This is a genomic window from Runella sp. R5_40, from assembly GCF_057652295.1.
Window position 1 is genome coordinate 313,396 of sequence record NZ_JBYFCH010000004.1, and the last position, 22,364, is coordinate 335,759.

19 protein-coding genes are annotated in these 22,364 nt (G+C 43.7%); 7 read left to right on the plus strand and 12 right to left on the minus strand.

All coding sequences use genetic code 11. The features are described from left to right. Window positions 1–90: 90 nt before the first annotated feature. The 7 genes from AC23N5_RS10610 (at window position 91) to AC23N5_RS10640 (ending at window position 6,229) form a co-directional block, all read left to right on the plus strand. A complete protein-coding gene (locus AC23N5_RS10610; protein ID WP_487755542.1) occupies window positions 91–879 on the plus strand; it encodes a hypothetical protein in 789 nt (262 codons plus the stop codon). Window positions 880–971: 92 nt separating this feature from the next. Further along, window positions 972–1,832, plus strand: coding sequence for an Rpn family recombination-promoting nuclease/putative transposase (locus tag AC23N5_RS10615; protein WP_487755543.1), 861 nt, complete (start codon window positions 972–974; stop codon window positions 1,830–1,832). A gap of 7 nt (window positions 1,833–1,839) precedes the next feature. Further along, window positions 1,840–2,238, plus strand: a complete 399-nt coding sequence (locus AC23N5_RS10620; RefSeq protein ID WP_487755544.1) for a ketosteroid isomerase-related protein — start codon at window positions 1,840–1,842, stop codon at window positions 2,236–2,238. Window positions 2,239–2,324: 86 nt separating this feature from the next. Next, window positions 2,325–2,918: a GNAT family N-acetyltransferase gene (locus AC23N5_RS10625; RefSeq protein WP_183972327.1), complete on the plus strand. Its 594-nt coding sequence runs from the start codon at window positions 2,325–2,327 to the stop codon at window positions 2,916–2,918. A gap of 50 nt (window positions 2,919–2,968) precedes the next feature. Next, window positions 2,969–3,868, plus strand: coding sequence for a carbon-nitrogen hydrolase family protein (locus AC23N5_RS10630; protein WP_487755545.1), 900 nt, complete (start codon window positions 2,969–2,971; stop codon window positions 3,866–3,868). A 46-nt stretch (window positions 3,869–3,914) separates the two neighbouring features. After that, window positions 3,915–4,964 (plus strand): winged helix DNA-binding domain-containing protein, encoded by a 1,050-nt coding sequence (locus AC23N5_RS10635; protein ID WP_487755546.1) that lies wholly within the window; start codon window positions 3,915–3,917, stop codon window positions 4,962–4,964. 38 nt (window positions 4,965–5,002) lie between these two features. Beyond that, window positions 5,003–6,229, plus strand: coding sequence for an MFS transporter (locus AC23N5_RS10640; protein WP_487755547.1), 1,227 nt, complete (start codon window positions 5,003–5,005; stop codon window positions 6,227–6,229). Window positions 6,230–6,290: 61 nt separating this feature from the next. Here the strand turns inward: AC23N5_RS10640 and AC23N5_RS10645 are convergent, their stop codons facing one another. The 12 genes from AC23N5_RS10645 to AC23N5_RS10700 all read right to left on the minus strand — a co-directional run bounded on the left by AC23N5_RS10645 (window position 6,291) and on the right by AC23N5_RS10700 (window position 22,274). Further along, window positions 6,291–6,746 (minus strand): hypothetical protein, encoded by a 456-nt coding sequence (locus AC23N5_RS10645; protein WP_183972323.1) that lies wholly within the window; start codon window positions 6,744–6,746, stop codon window positions 6,291–6,293. Window positions 6,747–6,884: 138 nt separating this feature from the next. Next, the gene (locus AC23N5_RS10650) at window positions 6,885–7,811 is read right to left on the minus strand and encodes a nucleoside hydrolase (protein ID WP_183972322.1); all 927 of its coding nucleotides are present in this window, start codon (window positions 7,809–7,811) and stop codon (window positions 6,885–6,887) included. 73 nt (window positions 7,812–7,884) lie between these two features. Then, window positions 7,885–9,636 (minus strand): ABC transporter ATP-binding protein, encoded by a 1,752-nt coding sequence (locus tag AC23N5_RS10655; protein WP_487755548.1) that lies wholly within the window; start codon window positions 9,634–9,636, stop codon window positions 7,885–7,887. 97 nt (window positions 9,637–9,733) lie between these two features. Continuing rightward, window positions 9,734–10,141: a Dabb family protein gene (locus AC23N5_RS10660; protein WP_487755549.1), complete on the minus strand. Its 408-nt coding sequence runs from the start codon at window positions 10,139–10,141 to the stop codon at window positions 9,734–9,736. 19 nt (window positions 10,142–10,160) lie between these two features. Next, a complete protein-coding gene (locus AC23N5_RS10665) occupies window positions 10,161–12,407 on the minus strand; it encodes a TonB-dependent receptor (RefSeq protein WP_487755550.1) in 2,247 nt (748 codons plus the stop codon). Window positions 12,408–12,528: 121 nt separating this feature from the next. Next, window positions 12,529–13,803, minus strand: a complete 1,275-nt coding sequence (locus AC23N5_RS10670; RefSeq protein WP_487755551.1) for a HupE/UreJ family protein — start codon at window positions 13,801–13,803, stop codon at window positions 12,529–12,531. Next, complete coding sequence (locus tag AC23N5_RS10675; protein ID WP_487755552.1) at window positions 13,745–15,145, minus strand: DUF3500 domain-containing protein; 1,401 nt, start codon at window positions 15,143–15,145, stop codon at window positions 13,745–13,747. Before AC23N5_RS10675 ends, AC23N5_RS10670 begins: the two co-directional genes overlap by 59 nt. Window positions 15,146–15,259: 114 nt before the next feature. After that, entirely contained in the window at window positions 15,260–16,015 is a 756-nt protein-coding gene (locus tag AC23N5_RS10680; RefSeq protein ID WP_487755553.1) for a LytR/AlgR family response regulator transcription factor, read from the minus strand. Continuing rightward, window positions 16,012–16,986 carry a sensor histidine kinase gene (locus AC23N5_RS10685; protein ID WP_487755554.1) on the minus strand — a complete coding sequence of 325 codons (975 nt, stop codon included), beginning with the start codon at window positions 16,984–16,986 and terminating at the stop codon, window positions 16,012–16,014. Before AC23N5_RS10685 ends, AC23N5_RS10680 begins: the two co-directional genes overlap by 4 nt. 448 nt (window positions 16,987–17,434) lie before the next feature. Then, entirely contained in the window at window positions 17,435–19,732 is a 2,298-nt protein-coding gene (locus AC23N5_RS10690) for a glycoside hydrolase family 3 protein (protein ID WP_487755555.1), read from the minus strand. 275 nt (window positions 19,733–20,007) lie between these two features. After that, window positions 20,008–21,003: a zinc-dependent alcohol dehydrogenase gene (locus tag AC23N5_RS10695; protein ID WP_487755556.1), complete on the minus strand. Its 996-nt coding sequence runs from the start codon at window positions 21,001–21,003 to the stop codon at window positions 20,008–20,010. An 11-nt stretch (window positions 21,004–21,014) separates the two neighbouring features. Next, the gene (locus AC23N5_RS10700; RefSeq protein ID WP_487755557.1) at window positions 21,015–22,274 is read right to left on the minus strand and encodes an MFS transporter; all 1,260 of its coding nucleotides are present in this window, start codon (window positions 22,272–22,274) and stop codon (window positions 21,015–21,017) included. Between the last annotated feature and the right edge of the window lie 90 nt (window positions 22,275–22,364).

The window sequence follows — 22,364 nt, forward strand, 5'->3', positions numbered from 1 at the left end:
TCGTTTTTTTTACAAGTTAACCCTAGTTCGCAAGGACTAGGGTTTTTCTTTGGTACATTTACCCCCGAAATAATAAACTCACATACTTTAATGAAAACGTTACTTTCATACACGCTTGTTTTGGTTGGTTTACTACTTACCACCACTGAATTTACCCTTGCGCAACGATGGGAACAAGTAGGCAAAAAAGGGGATTGGGAAAATACCCTTGATGTTGTTTCGATGAATGGTTTTTTGTACAGTATTGAAAAAAATGGTACACTTTTCCGAACTGATAAAAACGGAAATTATGAACAAATCGGGGCAAAAGGTGAATTTGACAATGCTAATTTCTTGGTTGCCATGGACGGCGAAATTTGGACTGTTGAAGATGGCGACTTGTACCGTACTAATCCCCGCGCAAGTACGTGGCAACGGGTTGGGAAACAAGGTGATTGGAAAGAAACAGCTGGCATGGTTTCTCTCAACGGAAAGCTCTATAGCATTGAAACAAACGGAACGCTCTACGAAACCAACAAAGATGGCTCTTGGACACAAATCGGGGCCAATGGCGAGTTTGGCGAAGCAGAAATGTTGGAGTCAATGGACAATCATTTATGGACAGTCGAGAAAGGAACACTCTACAAAACCAATATCCGATTGCTAAGATGGCAACAAGTGGGAAAAGTCGGAGACTGGGCCAATACCGTTGCGATGGTGGCTGACGGAGGTTATTTGTGGAGCGTAGAAAAAGATGGAACGCTCTTCAAAACAGATAAAAATGGCGCCTATCAGCAAATTGGCGAAAAAGGTTTGCTTAGTGAAGTAACCCTCATTGTGGCCATGGACGGAATGCTGTATGTGGTAGAAAACGGAACCCTGTACCGAACTAGAGGCTAATTAAAACCAAAAGCCTCAGCACGGGTTGCTGGGGCTTTTGGTTTGGCAATCGCTATTGTTTTGAATAAATTTGCCTTATATACTTTGTACTTATGTCCATCATTGCCGAAAAATACATAAATCCTTTTACAGATTTTGGGTTCAAAAAGCTTTTTGGCGAAGAACCCAATAAGGACTTACTTCTCGATTTTCTGAATGAGCTTTTAAAAGAGCAAGAAGGTAAAATCAAAAATCTTACGTATCTAAAAAATGAACATCTTGGACTAGGTGAAAGTGATCGTAAAGCTATTTTCGATTTATATTGCGAAAACGAACGTGGCGAAAAATTTATAGTTGAGCTTCAAAAGTCCAAACAAAATTTCTTCAAAGACCGAACGCTTTATTACTCTACCTTCCCAATTCGTGAGCAAGCAAAACAATCAGATTGGAATTATGAATTGAAAGCAGTTTATACTATTGCCATTTTAGACTTTGTATTTGATGAGGACAAAACCGATAAAAACAAATATCGTTATGATGTTAAATTAACTGATATTCACACCTGTAGAGTATTTTATAACAAGCTTACCTTCATTTACTTAGAAATGCCCAAATTTCAAAAAAGTTTGGAGGAGTTGGATACTAGATTTGAGAAATGGCTTTATGTCTTGCGTAACCTTAATCGTCTGAAAAAAATCCCTGAAAAATTACAAGAGAAGATTTTTGAACGCCTTTTTGACGTAGCTGAAATCGCCAAATTTAGTAAAGAAGAAATTCTGTCCTACGAAGATAGCTTAAAGTACTATCGTGATCTTAAAAACTCTTTGGATTTAGCCAAAGAAGAGGGAAAATTGGAAAAAGCCAGAGAAATTATTCTCAATGGTCAACAAGAAGGTTTATCCATTTCAATACTTTCAAAAATCGTTGGATTGGCCGAAGAAGAAGTAATAAGCATTATCAATGAATCAAAATAGTATCTAAATGACTGCACTAGAAATCGTTCAACAGTATTACTCCCACTTTAATCAAAAAAACTGGCAAGGAATGTTAGACTTGCTCCACCCCGAAGTTCGGCACGAGCCTAACCAAGGAGAAGTCCGCATCGGAAATGAAAAATTTACTGAGTTTATGCAGAAAATGGACGATGCCTACGACGAAACTTTGACTGGCATGGTCTTCTTTTCATCGTCGGACGAAACCCGTATTGCGGCCGAATTTGTCGTAAATGGTACCTATAAACAAGCCGAAGAAGGCCTCCCACCCGCCCACGGACAAAAATACGTACTACCCGCTGGTGCATTTTTAGAAGTAAAAGAGGGAAAAATCACCCGCGTTACTACTTACTATAATTTACCACTTTGGATTAAATTAGTATCTTAATTCGGTCAGACGATAGTCAGACCGTAACCACTACACATTCGGTCTGACTATCGTCTGACCGTATGTAGTCTGACCAAAAGACAAAAATGCACACAACACTTTCTTTTGACACCAAACGCGGCGCTGAAATTGCGTCGGTATTTGAAGGACTGGGAAAATTACGCATCGCCGTTTTTCGCGACTTTCCTTACCTCTACGAAGGTACCCTCGAACACGAAAAAGAATACCTTCAAACGTATGCGAATTCAGAACGTTCGTTTTTATTTTCGGTATATGACGGCTCCGAAATGGTAGGCGCTACTACCTGCATTCCTTTGGCCGACGAAACCCCCGAAGTACGTTTGCCTTTTGAAGAAGCAGGATTCGACATTCATTCCATTTTTTATTTTGGTGAAAGTATTCTCTTACCTGCTTACCGTGGACTGGGCTTAGGACACCGTTTTTTTGACGAACGTGAAGCCCACGCGCGCAGTTTTGGCACATTTACAACCACCTGTTTTTGCGCTGTGGTTCGAGATAACCACCCCGCCCAGCCCCAAGATTACCGTCCCAACGACGCTTTTTGGACAAAACGAGGCTACGAAAAAGAACCATCGTTGCAAAGTTCCTTTGAATGGCTCGACCTCGGGGATACGCAGCCCACGGTAAAACCGATGGTGTACTGGATACATACTTTATAATTTTACGCTTCGCCCTAAGAGACACCCCTCTAGGGCGATTTTTACTTTGCATGAAACTAACACTCGCCACCGCCCAATACCCCATCACCGAACATAAAAATTGGGACGAATGGGTGATTCATACCGAAAAATGGGTAGCCCAAGCGGCCCACCAAAAAGCCCAATTGCTTCTTTTCCCCGAATACGGTTCGATGGAAATAGTAAGCATTCTTTCGCCCGAAATCCGCCAAGACATTCGCCAACAAGTGATTGAATTAAGTGCCTTGCAAGGAGATTTTTGCCAAGTTTTCGAGAATTTAGCCCGTAAATACCAAGTTTGTATTGTTGCACCCAGCCTCCCTGTGGTCGAAGATGGCAAGCCTTACAATCGCGCTTTTGTATTTTCACCAAAAGGATTGATTGGCTACCAAGACAAGTTTTTTATGACGCGTTTTGAAGACGAAGAATGGGGAATACAATCTGCGCCAAAGGTGCTTACACTTTTTGAAGGAGATTGGGGAAGTTTTGGCGTTCAAATTTGTTATGATGTCGAATTTAGCATTGGCGCTCAACGTCTTTGTTCAGCAGGAGCATCATTAATTCTCGCTCCGAGCTGTACCGAAACCATCCGAGGAGCCACCCGCGTTCACGTAGGCGCGCGCGCAAGGGCCTTAGAAAACCAAGCGTACGTAGTTGTTTCTCAAACTGTCGGAAATGCCGAGTGGTCACCAGCGGTGGACATTAATTATGGCTACACAGCCATGTATTGCCCTCCCGATAAAAAACTACCCGAGGAAGGTATCGTTGCCCAAACACCTCCACAACAAGCAGGCTGGTTAGTAGAAACGCTCGATTTTTCGCTCATCGAAAACGTCCGCACAGATGGGCAAGTATTCAACTACCAAGACCATCAACGTCTTCATAATCAATTCATCAGCGATGAAATAAAGGTCATCAAGCGGTTGATTTAAATTCTTTTTCTTGCAAAAAACAGGGTTAACACCCACCAACTAAGCCATGATAAACATTGCCCATCAACGATTAATCAATCAAAAAATCATTGACAGAGGTTTCCTACAACCCCAAGATGCAGTAGAATTTTTGGGCGCCGTTCAAGCACAAGACTATCCCATGTCCAAATGGGCAGTGGGGATTCGCACCAAAAACGCTACTGACAAAACAGTAGAGCAAGCACTTGACGAAGGCTTGATTTTACGAACCCATATTCTTCGCCCCACTTGGCACCTTGTATCTCCCAAAGATATTCGCTGGATGCTCGCCCTGACTGCCCCGCATATCCATCAAATTTCGGCGCATTATAACCGAAAAATGGAGTTGAGCAGTGATTTATTGAATCTCACAGACGAGTTATTGGCCAAAGCCGTTGAAGGTCACAAGCACCTTACCAAGGCCGAATTAATGGCCCATTTAGAATTAGCAGGCATAAATACGTCAGAGGGACGTAGTTCGCTCATTTTGATTCATGCCGAACTTAATGGAGTTCTTTGCAGTGGTAAACAAAACGGGAAGAATAACACCTATGCTTTGCTCGAAGAACGGGCAACGCCTGCCCCGAGTTATACCCGAGAAGAATCTTTAGGGCTTTTGGCTCGTCGTTATTTCCGTAGCCACGGCCCCGCAACTCTCCACGATTTTGGATGGTGGTCGGGCTTAAAAATCAGCGATGCTAAAGCTGGCTTGGAGTCTGTAAAAGCAGAGTTTGTATCCGAAACCATTGAAAATCAAACCTATTGGTTTTTGCCCGATAGCCAACCTGCATTACAACCCACGACTTTTTTGCTTCCTTCTTTCGACGAATTTATGGTAAGCTACAAAAACCGAGCGGCTTCCCTCGATTCTTCAAACGTTTCGGCTGCCATCACCGCCAATGGCATTTTCAAGCCCATTATTGTCGTTAATGGACAAGTTAAAGGACTTTGGAGCCGAACCGTCCAAAAAGAAAACGTAAGCATTCAAACTCATTTTTTTTCTGATACAATAACCGACCCTCTTCTAACCGAAGCCGTCAAGGAATTTGCGTCCTTTCTAGGAAAAGAATTGACGTAAGCCTATTTATCCTTTTAATTTCCTCTCATTCATCACACATGCAAGCACCCCAAACAACAACTTTTACATCTTACCAAAAAATTGTTATTGCCCTCCTAGCACTCACTCAATTTACGGTAGTTTTAGATTTTATGGTGATGTCTCCCTTGGGAGATTCATTGATGAAATCCATGAAAATCTCTCCAACCCAATTCGGATTTGTCGTTTCGAGTTATGCCTTTAGTGCGGGAATTTCTGGCTTACTGACTGCAGGTTTTGCGGACAAATTTGACCGTAAAAAGCTTCTTTTATTTTTCTATACGGGTTTTATCATCGGGACGCTTTTTTGTGGGTTGGCACCCACTTACGAAACCATCGTCGCCGCTCGCATCATTACGGGTTTATTCGGTGGCGTTATTGGCTCCATTAGTATGGCTATTATTACCGATTTATTCTCGCTCCAACAACGCGGGCGGGTCATGGGTTTTGTCCAAATGGGATTCGGGACAAGTCAGGTTTTGGGTATCCCCATCAGTTTGTATTTGGCCAATGGCTGGGGCTGGCAAGCGCCATTTATTATGATTGTCGGTCTGAGTATTATATTGGCCATTGTCATTCTGAAAATACTTCAGCCTATCACCGCTCACTTAGCCATTCAATCGGAGCGAAATGCCCTGTCTCACTTGTGGCATACCATCGCACAACGCAACTATCGAATTGGATTTATGGCCACCTCATTATTGGCGATTGGTGGTTATATGATGATGCCTTTTGGTAGTGTTTATGCTGTCAATAACTTAAAAGTAAGCCAACAGCAATTGCCCATTATTTTTATGGTAGCAGGCATTAGTACCTTGATTACGATGCCCATGATTGGGCGTTTGAGCGACCGGATAAACAAGTTTAATTTATTCACAATTGCCTCCGTTTGGATGGTTATTATGGTGCTTATTTATACGCGCTTACCCGTTATACCCCTCTGGGCTATTATTATTTTCAACGTTTCGATGATGGCTGGGATTATGAGTAGAATGGTGCCCGCTACCACCATGACATCGGCGATTCCTGACCCACAAGACCGAGGTGCATTTATGAGTGTAAATTCATCTTTACAACAAATAGCGGGTGGAATAGCCTCTTTTATTGCGGGTTTAATTGTGGTTCAACCAACAAATTTTAGCCCGCTTGAACACTACGATACGCTCGGAATTGTCACTTCAAGCATTACACTACTTTGTATAGGAATGATGTACCGGGTCAAATTACTGCTGGATACCAGTAAATAAAAAGCGAAAGCCACCTAAACGGTGGCTTTCGCTTTTTGTACAAAGAAATAAGCAAGAGAGATTAATCTTCGTCTCCGTCATCACTTTTTTTGGTGCGAGGTTTCTCGTCAACAAGCTTTGCAAAAAAGCCCGTTCCGATTCCGTCCAAATCTATTTTTTTAATTGTGAAATGGAATTCAGTTGTTCTGTAAGCCAATCCCAATTTGATAAAAATACCTTTCAACAACAATGAAAAACCGCGGCCGATTTTAACAAGCTCGAAGGCAGTTGGATCACTTTCGTCTGAAGGGATAAGGTAAAGGCCAACAAATCCTTTTTTGTTTTGATCTACACCTACTTTAAAACGAGCTGTCAAAGTAGATTCAACGCCCAAAAATTCGAGGGTAGGTAAAGGCAAGCTCAATTTACCATTTGAAGTAATATGTGCTTCTGGAACAAAAACTTCCTCTTTAACTACTCTTGTCTTTTCGACAAAATTATCCTCTTGTGTGAAGAATTTAATTTCTTTCTTTTTCATTGTTATTTTTTAATATATGTTAAAATTACTTTAACCACAAAGGTAAAAAAATAACATTTCAAAGCAATTTTTCTTTAAATTAAAATGGAAAGCCCCAAAAATGACTTTCCATTTTGAAATTTTTCTAAGAAAGCAATGTTAGTCAAATGAGCTATATAATTGGGCTAAAAATTTCTCTCTTGATGCTTCTAAAACCACCTCCATATTTGGTTTAAGCTTGAGAATATTTGTATGATCTACAATGGTTTGCCCACGGGTAAGCCCTTCTCCCAAAACGACTTCCACATACAGTTTTTTTATGTCAGTTGCGACGGTTCTGTCTAGCGCAACAGCCACGGTTATTGGGTCTGGTAAATCAAAGCCAATTTCCCCTGTTATCTCCGACGTAAAGCGTGCTTTTGCGCCTTGAATATCCACCACAAAATCGGCCAAAGGCTTTTGAATATTCCGTAATTCTTGCGTTGCTTTTTGGTCAAACGCCGCATATTTTATTGAAATATCCCAGCCTACCATTGTCATATTCATTCCCGATTGAAACACCATTTGGGCAGCTTCTGGATCCACCCAAATATTGTATTCGGATACAGGCGTGATATTTCCATATCCAAAACCAACTCCTCCCATGATAACACACGATTTTATTTTAGAGGCAATTTCTGGTGCTTTTGCCAAGGCTAATGCCATGTTTGTCAACGGCCCTAACGTAATGATTTCAATCTCATTAGGAAACTTATTTACGGTATCAATGATGGCATCTACGGCGTGTCCTTCCAACGGTTTTCGGCCTTTTAAATCTAACCCAATGTCGCCCATTCCATCATCTCCGTGAACAAACTGAGCGGTAAATAAAGGGCGAATCAACGGCTTTTCTGCGCCCAAATATACCTTCGTTTCATACTGGCATAAATCGACCATATAAAGCGCATTTTGTAGGGCTTTATCGGCTGGCACATTTCCCGCCACAATCGTTATTACTTCTACCTTTACATCAGGCGATTTCATCGCCATCAGCAACGCAACGGCATCGTCCGAGCCTGTGTCTGTATCAATCAACAAATGTCTCATTGGCTATTTCATTACTATACATTAATCTGATTTTTGTTTGTGTTCATTTTCAAGTGAACGAATATCCCAATCGTTACCCAATCGTTTCACTTTCTCCAACTTGCTGACGCCACATGGCGTAATAAAGCCCTTTTTGAGCCAACAAATCTTCATGATTTCCCGCTTCTACCATCTTTCCTTTTTCAAGAACAAAAATTCGGTCAGCGTGCATAATTGTGCTCAAACGGTGGGCAATAAGAACGGTAATATGCTGCTCATTATTCGATAAATCACGAATTGTTTGTGTGATTTCTTCCTCGGTCAACGAATCTAAAGCTGACGTAGCTTCATCAAAAATCAACAAATTGGGGTTTCTCAACAACGCCCGCGCAATAGACAAACGTTGTTTTTCTCCGCCCGACACTTTCATCCCCCCTTCTCCAATCACGGTATCTAGGCCATTATCAGCACGGTTTAAAAGCGAATAGGCCGCTGCTTTTTTCAATACATCTAAACAATCGGCATCGGTAGCAGATGGCTTTACAAACTGAAGATTTTCGCGGATTGTACCTGAAAACAACTGAGCATCTTGTGCTACAAAGCCTATTTGCTCACGCAACTCATCTTTGTCAATTTCTCGGCTATCTATTCCGTTGTATTTAATGTGCCCTTGCTCGGGATCATACAAGCCCACTAAGAGTTTTATGAGCGTAGTTTTACCACTTCCCGAAGGCCCCGCAAAAGCAATTGTTTCACCTTTTTTAACCTCAAAACTAACATCTTGTAAAGCCGTTCTCGAAGCGGTCAAATGTTTAAATGAAACGCCCTGAAAATCTATCTTTCCAATTTTTGTCAGCGTGGCAGGTTTGGCAGGTTTAGCTTCAATGGGACGACTCAAAATTTCACGAAAATTATTCAAAGACACCTCTGCTTCTCGGTACAATTGTATCACATTTCCCAACTCTTGAAGTGGGCCAAATATAAAAAATGAATACAATAACAGTGAAAAATATTGCCCAATCGTTAGCACCTCTTTAAAGATAAGCCAAAGCATCAGCGCAACAATACAACTTCGCAGAAAATTAATGGTTGTACCTTGAACAAACCCAAGCGTCCGTACAAATTTTACTTTACGGAGCTCTAATGCCAGAATTTTTTCAGTATTTCCATTCAAACGCTTTACTTCTTGGTCGGTCAGTCCCAAACTTTTTACCAACTCAATATTTCGTAACGATTCTGTCGTACTTCCCGCCAAAGCGGTTGTTTCGGCCACAATTTTGGTTTGAATTTTCTTGATGCGTTTACTCAACACTGAACTCAACCACGCAATGATGGGGATGGTCAAAAAATAAACGGGCGCAATGGGCCAATACACGCTCAGGGCGTAAAAAATCACAAACGTAATACCAATCACTGATTGAAAAACGACGTTCACGACCGACGTAATCATCCGTTCGGTATCGGTTTTGACTTTTTGCAACACCCCCAACGTTTGACCACTTCGTTGATCTTCAAACACTTGATAAGGCAACGCCAACGAGTGTTTAATCCCGTCCGTATAAATCTGCGTACCGACGCGCTGGGTAATCACACTAATAAAATAATCTTGAAAATTTTTGGCAATCCGTGAAACCATTGCGGCCCCAACGGCCATCCCAACGTATTTTAAAACACCCCATATATAATCGCTTTCGTTGAAATCCTTGATGTGCGACGCATAACGATCGATAACCAAGCGGTAAATGTAGGGATCGAGCAGGGAGAAGATTTGGTTGATAGCGGCCAATGTCAAGGCCACAAAAATAAGTTTCCAATAAGGTCGGAGGTAGCGGTAAAGTATATCCATGGGAGCAAAACACCAACCTAGTCCATTATGTTCCTAAAAACAAAAAGAGCGGCTATTCATCTAATTAAAGTAGCCGCTCTTTGTATTACTAAATTTTTTATTGCTGAAAATACTGCACCGCACTAACTGCTTCAATGTAGTCAGCGCCTACTTTCATGTGCGCTTGGTGTTCGGGAGAAGCACCGTAAAGAGGTAAGTCCTTCTTATCTCCAAACGTAAAAACATAGACATGCTTTACGTGGGCGGGGTCTTTGGCATCGTCCACGACGCCCCATTCGTACGACCGAACCATTTTTAATTTAGCTAATCCTTTAAAAGATTTATCAACCACGCCGATTTGCGTGTCAGACGTTCCTGACTTGAACGTCACCGTTACTGCATGTTTGTACAGTTTTTCGGATTGCTGGTAAGAGGCAAATCCGTACAGGCCGAGCAGCAGTGCTAAGCTTAAAGCAAAAGCAACCACTTGAAAACGAGACGGTTTCATTAGAGTAGAGTAAAACATGGGTTAGAACAAAAGAAACTCAAAACTGCCAACTAATGCTCAACTTGGCATTAAATGGCGTTCCTGGGGTAAAATGGATTTCTTCCACAGGCTCCGTTTCGTTCTGAAGGCGGCTTTCGGTCGCAAATTGGGTTTCTTTCCATTGGGTATTGAACATATTTTGCACCGATAAACCTACTGAAAAACGATTTTTGGAATAATTCACCAAGGCATCCGTCACAAAGTAGCCCTTGGCCACAATGCTATTGTCCTCATTTGCAGGTCGGTTGCCTATATAACGATAACGTAAACTGCCACTAAAACCTTGTTCTGTTTTTAAAGTTAATCCACCCACGCTCGTGAAATTAACGGCCAAAGGCAGATAATTCTGTCCTTCGGCTTCGCCTACGGCGCGTGGTTTGGCCCAATTGGCATCCAAATCAAAGAACAATTTTTTCGATAATTGATAGCGCATCGACACGTCCACGCCTTTGCGCACCGACTTGCCCGAAGGCTCCACTCCCCCCGCATCACCCACATAGACAAACTCTTGGTTGAGCCACAAGTACCAGTACGAGGCGTTAAGGAGCATTCGCGGGAATGGCTTCCAAATTGCCCCTAAATCAGAACCGTAAGCGGCTGGCAAAATTTCTAAGCCGTTTTGAGCCACCACCGCGCGGGTGTCGTTGGAATGAAAACCTTTGCCGAGGTTGACGTACAACTGCACATTGGGGTTATAGGTATAATATACGTTCAATTTGGGCGAAACGATGGCCGCATTGGCTTTAAATTTCGTATTATTTTGGAGTTTGTCGAGGTATTGGTTGTTAAAATAATCAAAACGAACTCCCGCCGTCGCCGACAAACGTGGGCTTAATTGGATGGTTTCGTCCACATACACGCCTACATTGGCTTCGTTGACATCGCCCAATTTGATGGCTTCCAATAATTGCGTGCGGTCTTTGGTCCGCGACAATTCCGAACCGTTGGTAAGGTCGTGGCGGTAATTAAGACCCGCGTTAAAAGTTGCTTGTTTGTCGCCAATGGCGTGACCTATTGAATAATTGGAGTTATAACCCCACAAATTTCTACCTTCCTTTTGGCGAATTTGGTCACCATTTACGGGGTCAACCAAGAAAAAGGTAAAGTTAGAATACAGTTCAAAATTGTAGTTCGAGTAAAAGAATTGATTCTTCCAGACGTGGTTGCGCTTGGTCAATGTCACCAATTCCGCGTTGAAGTTGGTACGGCTAGTCTCGCCCCCTTCGTTGGGGTCAATTGCCCCATAAAAACCAATGGAGCCATCGGCCACTGAGCGGTCAGGGATTTGCCCCGAAGCATTCCACTTGCTCCAAAAAGTCGAAGCCGTCAGCGTCAGGTTGGTATTTTGGGTTAAATGCCCATGGTATTTTCCCAACAAATTGATTCGGTTGAAATTCTGAGGAGCTTCAAAATACGCATCCGAGTAGTTGTATTCACCCGCAAGATAAACATTGTGTTGCTTTGTTTTCAGCACATTAACCCCCGACACCAACCGATAGGTATTGAACTGCCCTACTTCGGCTTTGGCAAAACTGTGTTCCAAGGTTGTTTTAGTACGAAAATTAGCCCAGCCCGCCGTGGCAAAATTCCCTTTGTCGGTATCGTATAGTCCCTTTTTAAAATCCACCCCTTCAATCAATTCTGGAATGATAAAGTGCGCATCGGCATACCCTTGGCCGTGCGCGTGCGACACCATGTTGATGGGTACGCCGTCCACCGTCAGACGAATATCCGTTCCGTGGTCGATGTCAAATCCGCGCAAGAAGATTTGTTCGGCTTTGCCTCCGCCCGCGTGTTGACCAATGACCAGCCCTGGCACAATCCGAAGCACTTCTTGGGAATTGTTGATGGGACGTGTTTTAATGTCAAGGCTTGAAATCACTTGTTGGTGCTGCGGGTTCGAGGCCGATACTTTCACTTCACTCAACTGGATTTGCGATTCTGACAGTCCAAACTCTAGGTTTACACTCTCATCTTCTTTTACTGTTACTAGCTGATTTTGAGCCGAATACCCCACAAACGACACCTCAATTCGATACGTATTGGGTTCTAAATTGTTGATTTGAAAAAAACCTGTCGCATCCGTCGTTGCTCCTTTTTTAGAATCTGCCACCACGACAGTCGCTCCTACAATAGGTTGTTTGGTCGATTTATCAATGACCCTCCCGACCACGCTTCCAAGGTGGGCGAAGGCAACATACATACTTAAATGAAGAATGAATAGTGTGGAAATAAATTTTTTCATGAATTTGAAATAGTGTTTGTAAATACGTTCGGCAAAGTTAGCGACTGAAGATGTTACTTTTTATAACTAGCATTGTTTTTAGAAAACATTTTCTAAAAACAATGCTAGTTATGAACCAACTCTACAAACGAGCCAACCATTCGGTCACAAAATTGGGACTTTCTTGTATTCGTTCTACCATCCAGGCCAATGCCAACAACATCATCATCACTGCTCCTGCGGTACGTATAGCGCCGTAAAAGGAGGTTTTGGCCAATAAAAACAACAGGGGAAATACCACGGCGATGAGGGTCAATTGCATCAATTCAATACCCACATTAAACCCTAAAATACTCAGTATCATTTGGGTAGTTGATAAATCAAGATTAGTAAGAGTTTCGGCAAATGCCAACCCATGAACCAAGCCAAACAAACCCGCAATGACGACTTCACGTTTAGGATAAATCGGTTTCAACGCATGAAAAGCCGACACCAAAATCGTAATCGCGATAAGCACTTCAATGGGCTTCGCAGGAAAATGCAACCATTGAAGCGACCCAATGAGTAGAGTCAGCGAATGCCCAACGGTAAACGCCGTGATAATTTTCAGAAGGTTCAATAAACTGGCTTTCAACTCCAAGCGTTTGCGCCAACGACCCTCCGAAACAACCAGCATCGCAGGAAAAAGAAGCGTCAGAACAAACAAAAGGTGGTCAGTGCCTTCGGCGATGTGGTCGATGCCCAGATGCACCATGTTGGTAAATCCTTTCCAGCGGCTACCTTGTTGTAAAGTCACCAAAAACGGATTCAGTTTGTTATTGACCACATCCCACTCAATGACCCCAATCTGTTGGGTCAGGGTATCTTCCCGCACCAACCCTTGCGCCCAATCTTGCTTGACGTGGATTAGGGCTTTATGGCTCGCCTCTTGGTGCAGGATGACGTCATAATCAAAGAAAAAGTTGCGCAGGTCGTAGCCGAACGGAGGCACCATGTCAAACTGCACGACCAACTCTTTGTACATTCCTACGATGGGGTCAGTACTTTCCAATAGCTGCATCTCCCCCACCGTAACCTTCCACGGCATTCCCTCAAAACTCTTGGGACGGATATGTTTCACTAAATACCTCCGAAGCGAGTCCCCCAAACGCTCTACCAGGCGCTCGGAATGGTCGCTGACACTCATTCCAATGGCCGATTGAAGCTCGCTTAAAGGCAACAAAACCTCACCTGAAATGTGCTTTTCGTGAATGTTCAATACGACCATAGAACTGGGCATAGGGTGGGCAAAGAGATACCCCCCTGCCCCCCATTGTGGGAACAAAAATACGAATAGCAATAGCCCCCTGACCCACGCTTTAGTTGCCACCATAATCTGATTTTCTATCTCTCCAAACTGAGTGAGGGTGAACGCCATTTTTGATGATAATTCCGCCTTGCATCGACCATTCAATCCATACACTTGGGCCATCTATCAACAAATAATCACCTTGGGCTGCCATTGTTGTACCTCCGTAGTAAGAAACGTAGGTTTCGTCTAACTCCGATTTGTATTTGGCCAATACCGCCGCAGCCGCTTTATCATCCAAATCATCGACATAAGTTTTAATCGCGGCCAACAATAAATCTTTCTGAGCGGTGGTCAAGTTTCCAGCCTTTACCCCCGTTTTTGTGGTCGGGAAACTACCATCTTTTTGAGGGCCAGCAATCAAATCATTTTGTGCCGCCGAACGTTTTGCCGTGGCTAGTTCGGTCGTACTTAGGCTTTTCATAAAATTAGCAAATGCCGCTGTTTCTTGCACCAAAGGTTGTACTGTTTTTCCAGTATTGGTCGATGTCCAAGTTGGGTAGGGTTCTGTTGAGCGGAACGATGGCGTTCCTCCAGTCATTTTGCCGCCACTGTAGGTATAAATGATGGTTCCGTGGTGTCCTCCGATTTGCAAACACCACAAACCCGTTGTGCTTGGCGTTCCTAAAAACCCAATGTAGTAATTGCCTGAACCATAGCCACTATCGCCTCCGTTGGCTCTTAGGTAATCATCTGCATCAATAATCCCTGCATATTCTTCGCTGCCTTCGTTGGCACCTGTTCCCGTGGCTGCTTTCACTAAGTTGTAAAAGGCCGTCCATTGCGCGGTAGAAAACGTACTTGAAGCTAATCCTACACGTCCTTTATACAATGATTGGGGCAAATTACTCCAAAGTTTGGCCTGCGCGACGGTGTAGGTATATTGTGCCGAGGCCACCTGCGAAGAGGTCAAAGTAGCTTTAAACGCCTCAGAAGCTGCCACAATCGCCGCAATATTGGTCTCCATTGACCATACCGTACCTGTGCCCGACGACGAACTTGCGGCCGATACTGTAAGCGACAACGTACACGATTGGCCACCTAATGAAATGGCAAAAGCAGCCGTCCCGCTGGCTGAAGGAGTTCCTGAAATGGCATAGGTCACTGAACCTGCCCCCGACGCCAAAGTTCCTGCTGCTAACGTGGCGGTCAAGCCCGTGACGCCCGTAGAGACAATTCCCGAACCTGCCGAATATGCCACGCCATTGCCACCCGTATAGGGCACGGTGGCCGTTCCTGTAAATGCTGCATTGGCTTGTGGCGTTCCTGAGAAAGTCACCGAAGCACAGGTAAGGGCAGTAACCGTCGCCGTTGAAGTCGTAGGTGTCGGGTCATCAGTTGACTTATTGCAGGCAATCAACAGTACAATTGTTCCTACAAATACACTTGCGAGAAAATGATTGATTTTCATACTAACTTATTGAATTTGGTTTCAATTGGTTAGACGCAAGTTTTGGAATCTATGTTGAAAAAAATGGGTGGTTTGGAAGTGAAAAGGAAAAAAATGGAGGTGAATCGTCGTTCATTAATTTTGTTCAAACCATCGCTTAAAAGGCGTCACTTTTTCTTTGCTGATGATAATCGGAAAACTCGCTTCGGGTTGCACTTTTACGTTGACTCGGCTATTAAAGTGCGATTCTATTTCGACTATGCTTTCCCGCGAGAGAATGTATTGACGATTGGCGCGGGTAAATTCTGCGGGGTCAAGCTGCCCTTCCAAATCCTCCAATTTAAAGTCAACCACCAGTTTGCGTCCGTCAAACAATTGACCGTACACCAGTCCATTGTCAATAAAAAAGTAAGCAAATTCTTCGGTCTTAATTGGCAAGAGCTTATCTCTAAATTTTACTAAAAAGCTTTTGCGATAGGCTTTGGGCATAAACACTTGCTTCTGAATCAGTTCGTTCAGGCGTTCTTGTTGCATCAACTGCTGGTTTTGAAACTTCTCAATCGAAAAACGCAACGAGTCTTCGTCGATAGGTTTCAACAAATAATCTACACTGTTGTGCTTAAATGCCCTAATGGCGTATTCATCAAAGGCCGTCGTAAAAATGATGGGCGTGTTGAGCTGCACTTGCTCATAGATGTCAAACGAAATTCCATCGGCTAGCTGAATGTCCGAGAAAACTAAGTCGGGACTGGGATGGGACGTAAACCATTTGATACCTTCTTCTACGCTTTCAATGACAGTTTCGACGGGGTCTTCCACGCCTATTTCTCGTAACAAAAATTTCAATTGACTTGCCGCCGCTGGCTCATCTTCCACAATGACTATCTTCATGGTATTAATGGTAAAACAACACAAAACTCCTCCCCTTGTTTGATTTCGATTTCACGGTGAGTCAACAATTTAAACCGTTGGTTGAGGTTAGCCAACCCAATTCCCGTCCCCGCCGAATTTGGCCTCAGATTCAACGAATTTCGCACCAACAAACTCTTACTATCCGACTGATAATCAACAAAAATACTCAAGGGCAACGCCGACGAAATGACGTTGTGTTTGATGGCATTTTCAATCAAAAGTTGAATCGAAAGAGGTGGGATTTTGACGGAAGCCTGCTCATCCACGTTCTTACAAATTTTGAGGTTATCACCAAACCGCATTTGTAAGAGAAAAATGTAGCTATCCACCAAATCCATTTCTTCTTTGAGGCTCACCAGCGACTGTTCTTGCATCGTCAACGAATACCGAAGTACTTGCGAAAGTTTCTGTAAATAACGCTGACTTTTGGCTTTGTCTTCGTTGATAAGCCAGCTAAGGGTATTGAGAGAATTAAACAAAAAATGGGGGTTGAGTTGGTTTTTAAGGGAGTTAAGTTGAACCAATACATTTTCGTGTTTAAGCTGTTCGTTTTCCAGCAAAACCTCATTTTTTTTCTCCGCTTCGGTCATAAAACGGCTAAAAAAGTAAGCAATAATCGCCATCAATACGCCGCGAACAACCACCGTCCCTCCCGTTTTGAGGGGCAAACCAATGATAAAATAGTTGGCCAATGTCAACCCAACACTATATGCCACTAGTATAGCCCCCGCTCCTACCCACTGCTTAGTTAGCCCTTCGTTTTTCTTCGTTGCTTCATAAATCCATTGAATAAAACCCATTGCAAAGGCAATACTGAACGCTACCTGCAAAAAAATATCCAATTGAACAATGGGACGGTTCAATCGAGGAAGGTTGATAAAAACGATGGGGAAATTGACAAACGATGCCACAAACAAGGCGATTCCCCACACAAATCTTTTTTTCGTCATTGTGAAATATCAAGCTTTACGCTAATAACTAAAATGTGTCATTTCTTATTCAAACCACGAAGGTAAATAAACGTGAAAAGGAAAAAATGGCCAGTGAATCTAATAGGCAAAAAGCGTTCAGCCTGAAATTCATTTCAAACGGAATACGTTGTTTATTAAGTTTCTTTATAATTTACCCGCAGATTTACGCTGAATCTAAAACCGCAGATAATCGCAGATTTTGGGTGATTAATTCGGCTAATGAGCTTATCTGCGCCAATCCGCGTTAAATTTTAATCTGCATTTATCTGCGGGATAAAAAATATCATACTACTTTTTAAACAAGGTACTGAACGCTTTTTGTAAAATCGTTTGCTTTTTACTTTTTCGTATTGGGCGGGTTGTGAGCAACCAACTACACACTTTGGGCGGGTTGTGAGCAACCCTTTACACGAAGGTGCACGAAGGGCTATTTTCTAAACTTCGTCACGCGGGCATCTTTCATTACCCCTTTCCAGTTCAATCCAAAACCAAAATTATAGACGTTTCCATCGGTATCTTTGTGGCAAGTCAAATCGTACGGAACGTCTTCTGCCTGTTTTTCGACGGTCTTCATGTCCAACGGCATTTGCATTGGCAACAACGCTGACGGCTCTGATTTGCCCGCAATGGTTTCAATGATGGCTTGGTCTTGCACTCCAAAACTCAACAAAATCGCGGATGCCGCAGGCTCAATCTCCGAAAACAACATCGGATTGGTGGTATTGACCGACACAATCACAGGTTTTCCTTTCATCTTTGTTTTGGTATCTTGGACCAATTTCATATCAGTGTTGTTGGGCGTTTTTACCGTTTTTCCCTTGTACGAACGGTTCGTAAAGTTTTCTAACGCATCGCCTCCCGCAATACTCACTTCGCGAGCGTCGGTAGCCGTATAGTCATTGTACTGCAAACTAATGGGGACATAGCCATTGCCACCCTTGGTCACATCTTCTTTGTCATACCCAATGTTTGCTTTTGGATTTTCGATAAAAACAAGGGCAAAATCGGCCTCGTCGGCATTATCGGTGACATTAAAGTACTTTTTGACTATCTCCATATTTACAGGATAATCTTCTGAAGCAGGCGTTTCCATTCCTAAGAAATTGCGGCTTGCGGCCACAAAACGTTTGGGTACGTACACTGTCTTTTTGGAGGTAATAGGCAATTCTTGTCCGTGGTTTTTCAACAACACAATGGACTTTAACTGTGCTTCGTAGCCTGCTTTCATAAACTCAGGCTTACCGACTGTTGCTTTCGTCTCTTCTGGGTTTAGATAAGGATTTTCGAACACCCCCACTTGGAAAATATTTTTCAACAAACGCACTGCCGATTGCTCCATCCGTGCCCTGATTTTGGCCTCCCCGTGTTCTTTTACGCCCAATTGATACGCGTCCAAAATAGGTTTCATATCATTAACCCCGCCATATTGATCAACCCCCGCCATCAAGGCTTTATAGTGTAGTTCGGCCAACGTTAGGTTTTCAACACCCCACGATTTCCCGTCCATAAACGAGTCCATCGACGTGTGCAGTTTGGTTACATTCCAGTCGGTACACACCACGCCGTCGTAGCCGTATTTGGTACGAAGCAAGTCCGTAATGAGGTATTTATTGTAATTATTGGCCACGTTCTCGTGGTATTTCTTATCCTGATTCCACGAAATGGTGTAGTAAGGCATGACCGCCGACGCCATTTTGGTTTTTCCTTTCAACTTAAACGCTCCTTCGGTAAACGGTATCAAATGAGCGTCGAAATTATTGCCAGGATACACCGCAAATTTTCCGTTGGCGTAGTGGGCATCTCTACCCGCCTCGCCCGAACCGCCGCCTGGCCAGTGCTTTACCATGGCATTGACGCTCATCAAGCCCCAATCGGCCGACTGAAATCCTTCGCAGTAGGCTTGTCCCAAAGCAGCAGAAAGTAGCGGACTTTCCCCAAAAGTACCATTGAACCGCGACCAGCGAGGCTCGGTAGCAATATCAACTTGGGGCGAAAGTGCGGTGGTGATACCCAAAGCGCGGTATTCAGCCGCTGCGATTTTGCCGAATTTTTCAACTAGCATGGGGTCAAATGTAGCTGCCATTCCTAACGAACTTGGCCACATCGAAATCTCACCTCCCGAGGCCGCGTCGTACTCAGCACGCGAACGCGTACCGTGGCGTGGGTCAGAACTGTTGTTGGCAGGAATACCCAGTCCGACACTTTCACAAAACGCCTGCATTTTGTTGTTCCATTTGGCCGCAATTTCAGGACTTTGAACGGTCGTAATCAACACGTGTCGGAGGTTATCGTCGGCCAAAAATTTCTTTTGCTGGTCGGTCAGGTCCGTTGGGTCAGTTTCTCCCATTTTAAACGGCTTTCCGTTGTACGTCCCCGAAAAATACCCGCCAGCGCGGGCAGGAATCGACTGATGCGAAGAGTACAGCATCAATCCAGCGATTTGCTCTACGGTCAATTTTGAGGCCAAATCTTTGGCCCGTTCGGCGTAGGATAACCGCCAGTCTTCGTAAGCATCTAGCTTACCGTTTTTGTTTAAATCTTTAAAAGCAAAGCCATTAACTGTCAACAGCTTTACCCCAGACATTGGGGAATAACCAAGGGTTTGACCACCCTGATTTTTTACAATCGTTACTCCGTCTTGTGTAGTTTCCGTCCATTTTTGTTGGGTAAAAGCGGTGGTAATGATGCCTAAAAATAAGCAACCTGAAAGGGTAATTTTATTCATTGTTGTTAGGTCAATTTGAATGTATCATTTCGATACAATGATAGTTTATATTCTCCAAAAAGCACAATTTTGTAATTGGTAAATCCATGATTCGGGGGGAAGAATCGGCAGATGGGGCAATCGGCTCGACGAGTTTATTCTACTAAAAAGTCGGGTTGTAAGCAACCCTCTGCACGATAAAATCGGGTTTTGAGAAACCCTTTGCACGAGAATTCGACACTCTGCACTCTACATTCGACACTAACTTATCGAGCTATGAGAAACCCTCAGCACGGTCACACGGTTACTACAATCTTGCTTTCGTCCCCGCTCGCAGCTTTTTCCAACGCTGTTTGGAGTTCATTCAGCGGAGCAAAACTTGAAATGATGTTGCTGGGAGTAACCACTTTTCGTTGTATCAATCGGATAGTTCGTTTAAAATCAGTGGGATGATGGTAGATAATCGAGGGGACAAACGTAATTCCTTCGCGCGCTATCCGTAGAGGCGTAAACTCCGCAGGGCGTTCTGATAAGCCCACCAAAACCACTTCCGAACCACGCGGTGCTGCCGACGCCGCCAACGTCGCTGTAGCAGCCGAACCTGCACATTCAAATACCGCAACTACCTCATTTTCAACCCACATCGAAAGCAATTTTTCGGCATTACCATTGATAGGAATTGCCCCCTCTTGCGTAGCTTTTTGTAATTTTTGTGGGTTAATTTCAGTAACCAGAACCCGATAACCCAATCGAAGTGCTAAATGATTAAGCAACAATCCTATCGCTCCTAACCCGATAATGGCAATGGCATCGCCTGGCTTAGCAGAAGAAGTAAACAAGGCGTGAACCCCCACGGCCATGGGCTCAATACAAACGGCGTCAAGGTCTGAAATATCGTCGGGAACGGCCCACGCAAACTCCGAAGGAATGCACACATATTCGGCAAAACAACCATGTTCAAGTAGTCCAACAACCCGCTTATTGACACAAATATTTCCTCGTCCACTTTGGCAGTATCTACATCGATGGCACGGAATGTTGGGTTCCACTACCACCCGTTCTCCTACTTGTCTGCCCTCCACTTTTTCTCCAATTTTATCAATATATCCCAGCCCCTCGTGCCCAATTACGGTAGGTTTGGCTAGCGTTCGATGCCCCATAAACAAATGAACGTCAGACCCACAAATCCCTACGTTGGTGAGTTTTATCCGAACCTCACCCGCTTTGGGCTCGGGAGTATCAATGGCGCGATGAACAATTTTTCTCGGTTCTTCTAAAAATGCTGCTTGCATTTGTATTTCAATTATAGCTTATCAGACTTTATAGACCAAATACACCCACCCATGACCAGCAATGGAATAGAAAATGCCACAAACAAGGCATTAATGCTCATTCCAGCGTCGGAAAAATAGCCAAAAAGAAGTGGCCCCAAAATGGCACCTACTCGGCCTATTCCAACGGTATATCCGACACCTGTGGCGCGAAGGTGAGTGTCGTAGAGGCGGGATAGCGTTGGCCAAATACCATTAAAACCTCCTTGCACAAAAAAGCCAATCAGGAGTACCAAACCAAAAATCAACCCCGTCGTAAGGGTTGAAAACGCATAGACTTGCATTACCCCAAAGGCGATTAGCATAAACATCAAGATGGTTTGACGAAGTCCCAATCGGCTACCAATCCCACCTACCGAGGCCGACCCAAAAGCGGCCCCAATGTTGAGCATAATTCCCACCCAAGTTGCCAATTCAAACGGCAAACCCGAATCTTTGGCAATGGTTGGCACCCAGCTCATCAGGGTATAAAGTGTTAGGAAACCAAAGAATGCCGCCACCCATACTTTGATGGTACTATCCTTATAATGAAGCAAAAACAACGCTTTTACACCCACATTTTCTTGATTTTTGACGAAAACAGGCAACGCTTCTAAGTTCGGAAGCCCCATTCGTTTCAGCAGTCGATTAACAGAAAGTAACGTATCCGTAGTTGGATTTTGGAGCATGTAGTCAATGGAATCAGTCATGTAAAAATACACCAATAACCACATCAGCAATGAAATGCCCCCTGCCACCAAAAAGGCCGTATGCCAGCCGTGCACAGGAATGTATTTTGCACAAAAAAGCCCCGTCAAGATTGCCCCAATCGGCCAGACTGCTTGTACCAATCCTACGTTGAAATCTCGGTATTTTTGATTGGAAAACTCAGCAGCGGTTGCCGCCATGGTAGGTAAAATACCGCCAATGCCCAGCCCCGTTATGAATCGAAATAGAAGCATAAGCCTGTATTGATGCCCCAGCCCTACCCCAAACATACCAATCGTAATCATCCCTACCGAAAGAAGAAAAATTCGTCGGCGTCCGTGTTTGTCGGCCAAGGGTGCAATCAAAAAACAGCCTAACGTCATCCCTGCCAAGCCCGCACTGAAGATATACCCCATTTCGACCTTGGAAAGTCCCCATTCTTTGATGATTTCGGTGCTGGAAAAGGAGACAATCAGTACGTCGATGCCATCATTGAAATTTAAAATAAAACAAATCGCTACCATCAGCCACTGAAAACGTGACATGGGGCGTAATAAAAGTTCCTGATTTGGGTTCATACATAATTAGGCCAAAAACCTCAGAATATCAATCACTGATAATTCAGTAACGATTAA